We start from the raw sequence: 12,229 nt of genomic DNA, 5'->3' as shown, positions 1-12,229 counted from the left end.
CCGTTGAAACACCTGTGTATTTGACCATAAAAAAGCTCCAAGTTTACTCACTCCTCAATAGAATATGAGGGGGAAATAGAGTGACTAACTTGAAGGCGATGTTATACTGTCTCCATTAACAAATACAGGTCTTCTTCTTCACACCAAGCTTTCCTGCCTGCTCCACCTTGGCAATATAATCTACAGCCAACGGTACTTTACATGCGGTTTGCCCCATATGAACTTGGACCTTTCCGATGCTTGCAGCAATTTCCGTTGCCTCACCAAGCAACTGGGCTACGCTGCTGCCAGCAATAATTACAAACATATTCATCGTGTAACGGACTCGATTCTGTTCCTGATGAATGGTAGATTGTATTTGCTGTAGTAACATTCTGATCTCAGCGATGTCTAGCAGATCATCCGGCGTAACTGAAATGTAATTCCCATAAGTACTCCACCCACAGGTGGCTACCATTTCATCCGATGAAGAAATCCATTCTCTTGCAAGTTCTAGTGCATAAGGGCTCTCTGCAGCGACAGACGCTACCGTATATTCCGCTAAAGCATAACAGTAAGCCTCTGACACCCAGCCCTGAAGCTCTTCTTTCGTAAGACTCTTAGGATCAACCGTGAGTCCTGCCAAATACATCGCATCATAATTACCTGTCTGATACAAAGCCCGAACTAGACTCTGGTCCTTCTTCACATTCTTAACCAGCTTCTTCAAATCGCCTACCTTTACTCCGAATAAAGGCTCCTTAGCACCATGTCGTACGAAAGTACGCTTCGTTTGCTCTGTCCCCATTTCCTCAAGCTTACTCATCACTTCATTAATTGTCAGATTCATTAGAACACCTCTTATCCCTTCATCGCTTCTCTTAAAATGGGTTCACGACCCAGTGTTACTCTATTCTTGCCCGAATTCTTGGAACGATATAACGCTTCATCCGCTTCCCGATACAAATCTTCGAAAGTCACCTCTCTGCGCTCTGTAAAAGAAATTCCGATGCTAGCGGTAAGCTGAATGCTATCGTGTTCGTTCAAAATTATTTTATAATCACTCATCGTAGTGCGAAAATCCTCTGCTTCCATCAAGGCTGCACGTTTATCCTCAGCAAAAAAGCATACAGCAAACTCCTCGCCCCCGACTCTTCCGGCAATGCCTTTGTTTTGGTACACCTGAAGTATTTTATTCGAGAAATCAACTAATGCCTGATCTCCTGCTAAATGACCATAGGTATCATTAATTAACTTAAAATCATCGATATCAAATAACAACAGCGCCAGTCCTAGCCCGTCCGGAATCGTTTGATTTTGCACCATTTGCATAAAGTGCCTGCGATTATAAAGTCCTGTCAAATCATCTACCGTTGCTTGATAGACCAATTCACGTTCATACTGCTTCTTTTCACTATGGTCACTAAAAACAATTAGCATCCCCTTGTTCTCTGTTGCCTGATGTTCAGTCGCTATCAAGGAAACCCCATAACAAACCTCTCTTATTCCAGTACATACAATCTCAAACTGTCCTTCGGTCCTTTGACTATAATGAGCGCCAATGTCCTTGTGATGCCTCATAAAAAGATCAATATTTTTCCCCATCCAGGTCTCATTCGATATCCCGGTAATCTCAAACAAAATGGAGGTTGCAGCCTCATTTATACCAATGATACTATCATTCCGGTCTGTCAAAACTACGCCGTCTTTCATATGCTCCAGGATTTTAATTTTAGTTAAAGGATAGATCGTAGATTTGGAGTCAATGAATAAACACAAATAAGCCGCTATAATTGCGGGTAGATAAGTGAAGGCCGTAAAGCCTGTAAGCGTGATCTTCAACAAGGGAAGTAAAAAAACAGAAACGACCGGAACCAGTAGCCCGGCAAATAGTAAGAACGCACGTCGCAAAAAAGCTCTCGGTCTATTCATTAAGGAAACAGCTAGCAAGCAGACCGCATATAGACCAAATAGCTGATCATAAGCAATAAAAGCCATGCTAAGAAGCGTAGGCTTTACAGTAATTCCACTAACACCCGCAACAGTGGCCATGCCCACTTCACTACGCATTAGATGATGATAGGTATCCGTAAAAATAAGCAGTACGTCCAAAGCAATTGGAATCGAGAAAATAGCAAGTTTTACAGGTAGGCGTTCCGCGGAAGGAGACACATATTCTTTAACGACAGCATAAGTAAATAACGCACTTAAAAAAAGCGGAGCCTGCTGCATATTCTTCCACCACAGCTTAACCTGAAAAGAGGATGACATGATCTCTCCCGCCGTTGCAATAAATATGAGGCTGACCAGCAGCATTAAGATCCATAAATAGCGTCTCCCTGCCGACTTTCGATGTCGATAGGAGCTGATGCCCATGTAAAAGCTTAGAACACTGCCCATTAATAAGTAATACGGATATCCTTGAATCCACGGCATGCCATATTTCTCCTATTTTTCAAGTCGCTCCTATCATTATATCCTAATCAATCCTACAAATGAATCAACAAATACCAGCACATCTGTACATCTTACGATTTGAACTTTACTCGATGGGAGAACATATACTTTCTGGCCAAGTCCTTAAATGCATCTTTATCTTGTACCGACTGAAAGTACCGTTTAGGAATAATCAGCGCTCGATTAGAAGACACAAAAAACACGAACAGGTTCATCGTTTCACCTATTTTATGTATCTCTTCCCATTTCACTTGCCCGGAACCTGCCTCAGATACGTACTTTATACCCTCATCTGATACGGAATAGCTCTGAGGTTGCTGGGCTAAACTGTCTGTTGCGAAGGCTTTTTTAGATTTTTTGGTCAAACTTGATTTGGTCATATACCATAAAACAGCGGCAAGAATCACAGCAGTCACAGCAAGGATTGAAATATTTTTAATACTGTAATCCTTAGTAATTAACAGCAAAATCACAAAATAAGCAACCACACTGAAAGAGCTAAGTATAATACGGCTATTCAAGCTGAACCATAGGTTAAACTCCTGAACGTCCTCACTCTTAAGGACGGTATCTACTTTTATTTCATTTTCCACTACTAATCGCTCCCCTGCCACTATCGAAATTTGTCAATTCCATTTCATTCTAACATGTCTGAACACAAAAAAGGGACATCCCTGAAGCGATCGCTTCTAAATGGGTTGTCCCTTTTTAAACCGTATGAATGCTTATTTCTTTTGTGCAAGACGTTGTTTGAACTTGTCAACACGGCCGCCTTGTTCTGTATCTCTTTGTTTACCAGTGTAAAATGGGTGGGATGCGGAACTTGCGTCCACGCGGATAACAGGATAAGTGTTACCATCTTCCCATTCCATAGTTTCATTGGATGATTTTGTAGATGCACTCAAGAATTTGAAGCCTACGCTTGCATCCATGAAAATAACCTTGTTGTACTTTGGATGTATGCCTTCTCTCATTCTGATCGTCCTCCTTCTGAACAAATTAGTGGAGCCTTTATGGTAAATTAACCAAATGATCTGTAGGTTTATCTATAAGTATAACCTAATAAACGTAGGAAAATTCGTAAATCTTACGATTTAGACCACCACTCCATCATACGTGAAATCGACATGTAAAGTCAACTACTATCCGATATTCCTTATATTCCCTTACGTTCAACTGACTTATACATCATACTCCAGTTGTTTTTTAGCCTGAACAATAAAATCTAACGGGTTCTCAATAGTGCTGGATTGATATTCTACAGCACCTATTTTGAGACCGAGGCTAACTTTATACTTTTTGACAAATTCAGTGTCATTAAGCTCTTGAAGCTTCAATTTAATCCGCTCGATCACGATTTTTGCTCCATCGTTGTCGGTGAACAGCAGAAGGCCCCATGTTGCGTCATCTTTGTCCAGCAGATACAGTGCATCATTGGTACGAATGCTGGCCTGACTGAGCTGAGACACGTCATGAATGGCCTCAGCCAGCTTATCTTCGGGAATAATACGTCTAATCTCATTCCAGTATTTCACTTTCACTACAAGCAGTGTGAGTGGAATCTGATATCGAGTAGAAATGCCTGTAAATAAAGCGGCATCCTTCTGAAAAGAAATACTGTTACGCAGATCTGTGTTCTCATCGATGATGGCCATATTGGCAGTCTTATTCTCCAAACGCTGATTCTCAGCCTGCAGCTCACGATTGCTTAGTGTAAATATCCACAGTACCACTGTTAACAATGGGGTCATAATTAGCCAGAAGTAAGTATTCAGTCCAATTGTCTCTCCCAAAGATATCGTCTGATACATCGTGTAGAAGCCATAAGCAAATATAAACACCAGGTTCAAGACCAACCCTGCAGTCACCGTTGTAAAATAAGTAACAATCGCCAGAATAAAAGCCACATTTAAAATAATAATATTCTGGATATAATCATCGGGTGCCCCTGAAATGAAGACAATACAAATAAAAAGAAGCACCAGGAACGATAAGAGAGCGATATCCGAAACTAAACCGCTGCGATTACGTCTCACGCTTATCACCACGTTTCTTCATATGTTTACGAAGCAGCAGGATCAGCGATAGAATCACCAGTGTCAGCACCAGCACAATTACGATAATGAAACTCAGCACGTCCGTTCGTTCCGCTATTTTTTTAACCACGGAATCCTCTGCTGCTCCAGTAATGATCTTGAAACGGTGCGCATTGACATTACCGTCCTTATCAACGATTACCCCATCGCCAAACACCTTCCATTTATCCCGCTCTGTTGCGATCAACTTCGACGCCAAATAGTACTCTTCAGAGTGGGCTCCCGTAACAGCAAGCAACCCCCGTCCCGCTTCAAATGGCGATTCAATCAGCTGCAGTGTACCGATTTGAGCACCGTAATGATCTTCAATACTCATCTTCTCATTGGAGCGAATCGCTGTTCCGTTCCCGTTATATTGAAAATAGAGCTTATCATTATGATCACGGATGATCTTATTATTCTTATACGTACCTATGGCGATAACATTATTATTCTTCAAATGATCAGCGCTAATGTTATCCGTGTAGAACTGAATGTTGCCTATATTTCCGCTAGCGTATTTTCCCAGTAGATTAAATACATTAGCTAAACTCAAATATGAATAATCATCCATTTCTTGTGGTAGAACGACTGCTACTTGATTGTAAAGTCCGTCGCGTATGAACGGATACGGATAGTTATTAAACAAAAGATCCGTACGATCCTTAGTATTAAGACGCATTACAGAATCTTTGCTGATATACGCCCAAGGCATTTGTTGCTTATCTAAAGTACATTCGGCTCCCTTCAGCTCCAAATCAAAGGCTACATTTACCGTGAAATTACCCGAAATATTCAAGCTTTGGGGAACTGGAAGATCCAGCTTATCGCCATTCGCCAGCTCTTTGGTCAGCTTCTTGCTGCCAATGGGTGTGTTGTTGATGCTGACAGTCACTAATGAACGGTCGAAATCTAAATTCTGTGCATAACGGAAATCCAATCTGATTCTGCCTGAATCTGCAATCGAGCGGTTAGAGGGCAATGCAACAAAGTATGTCTGCTCCTGATGACGTGCCCCAGTGAGTTTATCACCCGTTTCTGTAAGCGTAATATTGGAGCTAATCGAAAGGGGGGGTGCAGATACTTCTGTAGCATCATCGACCACCTTTAAATCACTGCTGATTTGACCCAATAACTCTTCATTCGCAACAAAACGGCCTGCTTTAATCAGTAAGTTCTCATCCTTCGAGGTTACGACTAGTGTGGGCTGAGTATCCTTATTCACTAACTGCAGCAGTGCATGTGTACTTAAATCTTCAGAGGTGCTTAACTGAGCCTTAAGCCCAGTTGGTACTCGGTCATACATAGCTACCAGTACAACCGCAGCTTTATTCTTCACCGTATCTGACCGGTAGGGAAGCATTGGAATCGTTCTATTGTCCAATGTATTCCCCTTCACAAGTCCGGAGAGCGCATAAGTAGCCGACTCCAGTTCTGCCCCTGTGCTTTTATCCGGTACGGTCAGAACACTATAATTCTTCGTTAAGGTATCAACGCCAGAGAAGCGCTCGCTAAAGTCACTAATCCCTCCAGTCAAGGGCTTTGGCGTATACATCACGCCAATACTGGATGTATTAAACAGATGCAGCCAATTATCAAAATCATAATCGACAGAACAAGATTGTTCATCTGTATAGTTCGACTGCAAATAGCCCTGAATTCCAAGCGTATTGGTTCCTTTTTTTAGAAACCCTTTAGGTGCCTGAAGGACCAGCTGTTGTTCGCCATTATCTTTTAGAGAGGGTCTAAATGTATAGAATGGGCTGCCATTTAGTGTTAAGGTAACGCTAGAAATCTGCTCCTTGGTAATTTGCGAAATTTGAAAGTGCAGGTTAATTCTGATCTCATCCACATTCCAATAATCCATGACCTCAAAATATTGCTGCTGGGCACTCGAACCTTTTAACGCAGTATCTGTTCCTGTAAAAGAGGTTGTGTAGGTTAATCTAGTATCCTGAGGCGGAGCCTCGGCGGCTGCAACATTCAATTGAATTAGAAAAAGAGAGAGGCAGGTTAACAGTATAACCATTTGTTTTTTCATCATCATGTTCTGTTTCTCCTGTGATCACATATTTCTCACATTACTTCTTTGTTCTTTATTAATAGCGTTCAGTCTTATACCACTTTGCTTCTCTTTTGAAGATGAGGTCTTTGACATAAAGATATAGTCCGTAGGCGGCGACAACCATCCACAGCTGACAATAAGAGACGTACATCAACATTACGATCCATAAATTGGAGAAGCTCATCTCGCCCTTCTCTGTCGTCAACGTTATGAAAGTACCTACAACGAACAGAATGATGGCGAGCAGCCAGAGGAAATTGCTAAGCCCAGCAATGGTAGTATGTACATAGCCCAAAGCATGCAGGATGAGCAGCACATCCGAGGTGATTAACGACATCAGCAATAAGAAGTAAATGGCTAGAAAATAAAGAATATCGAATCGGACTTTTGCGGCGGATTTATCGAACAGCAGGGGGATATTTTTGACAATGACATAAATGTTGCCCTTAGCCCAGCGCGTTCGCTGCTTGAACCAGACTTTTAAAGTCTGTGGCTCTTGCTCCCATGTGACCGATTTCGGCTGGAACTTGATCCGATAACCCATCATATATATTCTGAAGCTGATTTCTGTATCTTCGGCTATCGCTTTAACATCCCAGCCACCGATACTTTCTACGATAGACCTGCGCATAATAAAATTAGTGCCGGGAATGGTGCATAACTTGAACAGCTTCCAGCGTCCCGCTTGCGCCATCCATTGAAAGGACAACGTCTCAATATTAATAAACCGGGTAAGTAGGCTTGCGTTACGGTTACGGGTTCTAAACTTACCGATTACTGCGCCTAGGCTAGAGTCATTCATGATCTCAGCGACCAGATAACGTAAAGCCGTTTTTTCAGGAGTGTTGTCTGCATCATAAATCGCAATTAACTGCCCTTTGCAATGGGTGAAGCCTATATTCAGCGCATTCGATTTCCCCTTGCCACCCGTAATCGCATCCGTATTAATGACGATCAGCTGCCGCCCCGGATTTCGGTTTTGGATACCGGCCAGCAGTTCAGCACTGTTATCAGAGGAATTATCATTAATCACAATAATCTCATATCGATCTTCCGGATAATCAAGCGCTAGCAGAGACTCTACCGTCTTACAGATTACTACCCCCTCATTGTGAGCAGGAACCATAATTGAAACCAAAGGATATTCGCCCTCTATCTCTGGTATGTCCTCATTTTCAGATTTAATGTAATATAAATAGCCTGCGATAATGAGGGTCACATTCACCAGTAATAGAGACCAGATACAGATCACTGCAATTACCATCAGTATGTCTGAAATCGTCATAGGATCCTCCAAATCACGATTAGTTGTCTCATTTCAAATACTTTTTCCTATACAATCGGTATCCGATGATCATTAATCCGCCAAATAGCAACAGAGAAATCATTATTGCAACTATAAAGAACTGATTCTGTATATTAAAAAGCGTCGTAAAGCTCTTCTTCTGCTCTTCTGTATACCGATAATCGCTATTCACTGTTTCTGGCGTATAATTCAGACTCAGGGGTTGTCCATTAATAGAAATCACTCCTTCTGATGAAGTGATCGTATTGACGTCTGTAACAACCTCATGCCTTTCTTGTTTATAATCTGCAAAAGAAACCCAGTATTGTTCCAGCATCTTCAGCATTTCCTCAAGTTCTTCCTTATCCTTAGGCATATCCACAGTGATTACCGTGTCCATCGGCAGTTCTGGCATCACATTATTGGATGTTTGCAGATCCTGCAAAAAATCAATCGGCACACTATATAAAGAGGATGGAAAGGACTTGGAGGTGTCGCTCTGCTCCATATAATCAACGTTTTCATCCGGATACAGTATCACAGAATCGAAAAACCCCATCCCCGCCTCCGAGTATTCCTTGTCATACGCCCAGTGCATTTGTGCTCCGATTCCAAGCGGCCCAATCTTGTTGTGCACCAGCAGATTAATGAACGCGTTCATCTTTACCTGAAGTGAATGATCCATATTACTAGTACTCGTTGAATGCATCGCAATAGGGGCATTGACCAGAATGCTGCCATTATTCGATTGCACTCTTTTGATGGCTACCAAATAACGCTGCATTGCCGGATAATCGGTATTGCTGAACACTGGCCGCACACTTGCGAGAAAAGGAATCCCCACTTGATACAGCCGCTCCGCAGTCTCTGTCAGCAGTCCCAGATCAGAGAAGGGATAGATCTCTTTGATCGCAAGATACACTTTAGGCGTTGCGTTGATATGAAGCCAATCCTTCAGAACATACCCCATCGCCAGTGCACTGACATTCCCTTGTTCAAAATACGGAACATAAGCAGCATCCTCTTTACTCACAGCATAAGGTGCTTGCAGGCTATCATCCTGGAAGATCAGCTTTCCAAGGGACTGGGTTCCCTGACTTCCGGCTATATAGAGCATATCCTGTACCTGAAGTGAAATTCCCGAGAACTGTCCGATCTTGAGATCTGGATTCGCGTCATACATGACATCTATGGTTAACTGAAGTTTCTTTGTCAGCGAGGCTGGAGGACTGTACCCGATGTGCAAATACTGTCCCTGATAATGCTCCCAATCCTCTACATAAAATTTATTAGTAATCAAAATATCCGCTGCATTACGGACCATAATCACTTTAGAGTAATGATTCAGCATCCCTTGTTCATATTGATCCAGACTCCTAAGTGTGACCTTCATGGAATAGGCCGCCAGCAGTCGCTGGAGTTCAGTCACGTTGCCTTCCTTCGTTGTCCCCTTAGCGAGGCTGTCGTAGAGTAGTAGGACCTGCTGTGGCGAAGCAGCAGATTGGACAGGTGTGACGGGAATCAGAAGGGCTGTTAGAGTCAACGTCAGTAGCAATATTCCGTTTAAAACTCCTCTGATGCTCACACACTCACATCCTTTTGAGGCTTTGTATACAGGCTAGAAGGGGTGCTCTTGCTAACCTGCTTAACCCGATTGCTGTTTTTAGAAACTCTACGCCCAATCACACTGGATAGGGTCAGAAAAGTGACTAAATCAAAGGATAATGTAAATAAGAACTCATGCTTGGAAATATCGGCATCGCCTGCCCCGATAATCGATACAAAAATACCTGAAATCCCAATGCCAATCGAAGCGACAATCAATACCATTCGCTGCATACCTCTGAAGTCACGGGACTTAATCGCTTTTACAAAGGAAGGCATATAGAGACCGATGACAAGCACCATCCAGAGGAAGATGAACCCGAATGTTCGCGGGGCCAGCGTTTGTTTCAGTTGGCTGTATCCGGTGAAAAAGTGACTCTGTGCTCGAAACTCCTTACCAACAGAATGCTCGAAATTTCCCATAGCCGCAGGCTTAATCGAGAATGCACTTTGAGCAGCTACATTAAGAATCGAATTAAGCTGGTCAGGGTTCGTTAAATAATATTTAAGGATGGATACAAATCCATAACGACTGTAGAAATTCTCCTCGAGAAGTGGTGAATTCACGTCTATGGTCACGTATTTCTCATAGTGAATGCTGTTCTTCAGAATGGCGAATTGCTCGTCCATCCCTAACGCTTTTAAAGCGGCTTCTGGATCAGGTGATTCCTTCAGCACCCCTCGGGTCATGGCATGGAACTGGTTAATGTTTACGAACTCATTTGAGATATTCAAATACGTGAACACACCTGCAAACAGCATCAGAGCAAGAGACGCCATTGTCAGGATCCGAAATATCTTGTCTCTACGAATCCACAGCAGTGAACATGCCAGAACAGCAATGATCATACCCACTGGCGCATTCTGCTGCTTAGAAGTAGTCAGGATCAGCGTGCTAATTACGAACAAGGCCAGCATCGCGTAGTCATTGAATCTTTTTCGATATAACATCAGCCATGAAGCGAACATGAAGATCATCGTGATCATCACAACACTCTCGCCGTAAAAGGAGTTAAAATAAGCCGTATACCCGGTATCTCCGAATATAAAAATAGCAATACCTGCAATAATGAATCCCTTTTTTCGGGACATCCTCCATGTAATAGCCTCTATTAATAAGTAAATTGCGATTACATAAAGAATCGTATAAATCGCCGCTTGAAAGCGGATGTCGAATACCTCACTACTGAAGAACAACTTGTTAAGTCCTATAGCCAGCTTGATAAATAAGGACTGAGAGGAAAATAACATTGCACCATTCTCATTAAAATATTGAAAGATCCCATATTGCTTCACAAAATAACCAAAGTACTGACTATCATAATCCGGCAGATTGAAATAGAGTCCATTACTATAAATGCTACGGAAAAAGTCACCGTTATCCGCCACTCCGACATACGGAGCTGTGAACAGCGCAATGATGGTTATAAGCAGCACTCCAAATGCAGCAAGAAATGCCGGAGAAACCGATAAATTAGCAAGTGCTATCCCCTGCCTTAGAGGTGTTTTCACCGTGTTGTCCATCATGCAGGTTCACCTTCAATACAATAAGTTTAAGTTAATAGACATAGGCCAGTAATGCCATCAGGTTGTCAAAAGAATAAGCTTGGCCGCTAGCGACATCACCGAATCCTCCGTACAGTGGGCTATCAACATCTGTTACTCTGAACTCGTTCATTCTTTCAATGCTTTTATGGTGGAGAGATTCATCGCCGATTTCTGAGCCGATCATAGCCGTAATGGCATAAATGGCTGTGGAGCGGATATCGTTCAGCGGCTTACCTTCTCTCGAATATTGCCCATACAACGTTCCAGCTTCGACCTGTTGCTTGATAAAATCAATGCTGGTGGCTTTCTGCTGGCCCACCTCAGCTAAGGCTAGAATGGATAAAAGCGACTCTACTGTATTGATGTTTTCCGAACTATATTTTCCGCTCTCATAATTAAACCGTGTCTCATAAAAGGGGAATTCATCCGATAAATATCCGTTTTCCAATATTACGTTCAAATCATTCGTCAGTTTCTTACTAAATTGGCTAGGAATCGACATTTTTCGCAAAGTGCCCAAATTAATATAACACAAAGTGACGAATGTGTTTGTTGAAGAATATTCCATATCGTAGAAATCATAAAGTTTTCCGTCTTTTACATTATAATCATATAATCTTTCGCCATATTTATCCGCTTCAGCTGTATAACGTTTATCGCCGAACTTCTCCCCCGCCTCATAAAGAGCTTGAATCATACGCAAATCATCAACGGCAGCATTCAAGGGGTATAGCTTCTGCTGTTTAGGACTGTAACGGTAGCTGAAACCACTGTTGATATCAAAAGTTTGCTTAGCCAGTTGCCATTGTTCTGCAAATCTCTCTTGTTGGCCGCTACGCACAGCTGCCAGCATCCGGAGAGATGCCGATTCACTCAGAACTTCGTGTCCACTCGCCGCTTCCGCCGACTGATCTGTTTCAATAAAATTAGTATATACACCGTACTCACCTGTGAGTTTCGAGGTAATAAACTGCTCTAAGTTAGTTACTTCCTGCGTCTGGATTACCTTAGTATCATTTTCCGAATCTACTGGAGCTGGAGAATTAGTATGAACACTATTGGACGGATTCGGTACTGCCGTTTTTTCGCATGCCGTTAACCCTATAATGCCTGCAAATATCGCTAGTGCAGCAATAATTATTTTCCTCAAGTGATCACCTCCTTTTAATATTCTCCTATTCTGCTTACTGCCTAGTATTATCTATAACGGTAATA

The 12,229-nt window shown here is 42.3% G+C and carries 10 protein-coding genes; all 10 read right to left on the bottom strand.

Annotated elements, in window-relative coordinates:
• Positions 1-115 precede the first annotated feature (115 nt).
• Complete coding sequence (locus tag ACQKMP_RS16450; RefSeq protein ID WP_427470279.1) at positions 116-823, bottom strand: DNA alkylation repair protein; 708 nt, start codon at positions 821-823, stop codon at positions 116-118.
• A gap of 17 nt (positions 824-840) precedes the next feature.
• Positions 841-2,415, bottom strand: a complete 1,575-nt coding sequence (locus ACQKMP_RS16445; protein WP_042192755.1) for a sensor domain-containing diguanylate cyclase — start codon at positions 2,413-2,415, stop codon at positions 841-843.
• A 92-nt stretch (positions 2,416-2,507) separates the two neighbouring features.
• Entirely contained in the window at positions 2,508-3,029 is a 522-nt protein-coding gene (locus ACQKMP_RS16440; protein WP_042192757.1) for a YcxB family protein, read from the bottom strand.
• A gap of 132 nt (positions 3,030-3,161) precedes the next feature.
• A complete protein-coding gene (locus ACQKMP_RS16435) occupies positions 3,162-3,410 on the bottom strand; it encodes a type B 50S ribosomal protein L31 (RefSeq protein WP_042131530.1) in 249 nt (82 codons plus the stop codon).
• A 207-nt stretch (positions 3,411-3,617) separates the two neighbouring features.
• Entirely contained in the window at positions 3,618-4,472 is an 855-nt protein-coding gene (locus tag ACQKMP_RS16430) for a diguanylate cyclase domain-containing protein (protein ID WP_042192759.1), read from the bottom strand.
• Positions 4,462-6,558: a cellulose biosynthesis cyclic di-GMP-binding regulatory protein BcsB gene (locus ACQKMP_RS16425; protein WP_339243937.1), complete on the bottom strand. Its 2,097-nt coding sequence runs from the start codon at positions 6,556-6,558 to the stop codon at positions 4,462-4,464. Before ACQKMP_RS16425 ends, ACQKMP_RS16430 begins: the two co-directional genes overlap by 11 nt.
• A 52-nt stretch (positions 6,559-6,610) precedes the next feature.
• Positions 6,611-7,861: a glycosyltransferase family 2 protein gene (locus ACQKMP_RS16420; RefSeq protein ID WP_042192761.1), complete on the bottom strand. Its 1,251-nt coding sequence runs from the start codon at positions 7,859-7,861 to the stop codon at positions 6,611-6,613.
• Positions 7,862-7,889: 28 nt separating this feature from the next.
• Positions 7,890-9,446, bottom strand: a complete 1,557-nt coding sequence (locus tag ACQKMP_RS16415; RefSeq protein ID WP_427469969.1) for a hypothetical protein — start codon at positions 9,444-9,446, stop codon at positions 7,890-7,892.
• A complete protein-coding gene (locus tag ACQKMP_RS16410; protein ID WP_427469967.1) occupies positions 9,443-10,993 on the bottom strand; it encodes a hypothetical protein in 1,551 nt (516 codons plus the stop codon). The genes ACQKMP_RS16415 and ACQKMP_RS16410 overlap by 4 nt, the downstream gene beginning before the upstream one ends.
• Before the next feature lie 31 nt (positions 10,994-11,024).
• The gene (locus ACQKMP_RS16405) at positions 11,025-12,164 is read right to left on the bottom strand and encodes a glycosyl hydrolase family 8 (protein ID WP_042192765.1); all 1,140 of its coding nucleotides are present in this window, start codon (positions 12,162-12,164) and stop codon (positions 11,025-11,027) included.
• Between the last annotated feature and the right edge of the window lie 65 nt (positions 12,165-12,229).

The organism is Paenibacillus sp. NPDC101420 (assembly GCF_050277435.1).
Lineage (GTDB): Bacteria > Bacillota > Bacilli > Paenibacillales > Paenibacillaceae > Paenibacillus_AQ.
Note: the sequence above shows the minus strand (reverse complement) of the source record. Positions and strands in the feature narration are given on the sequence as shown.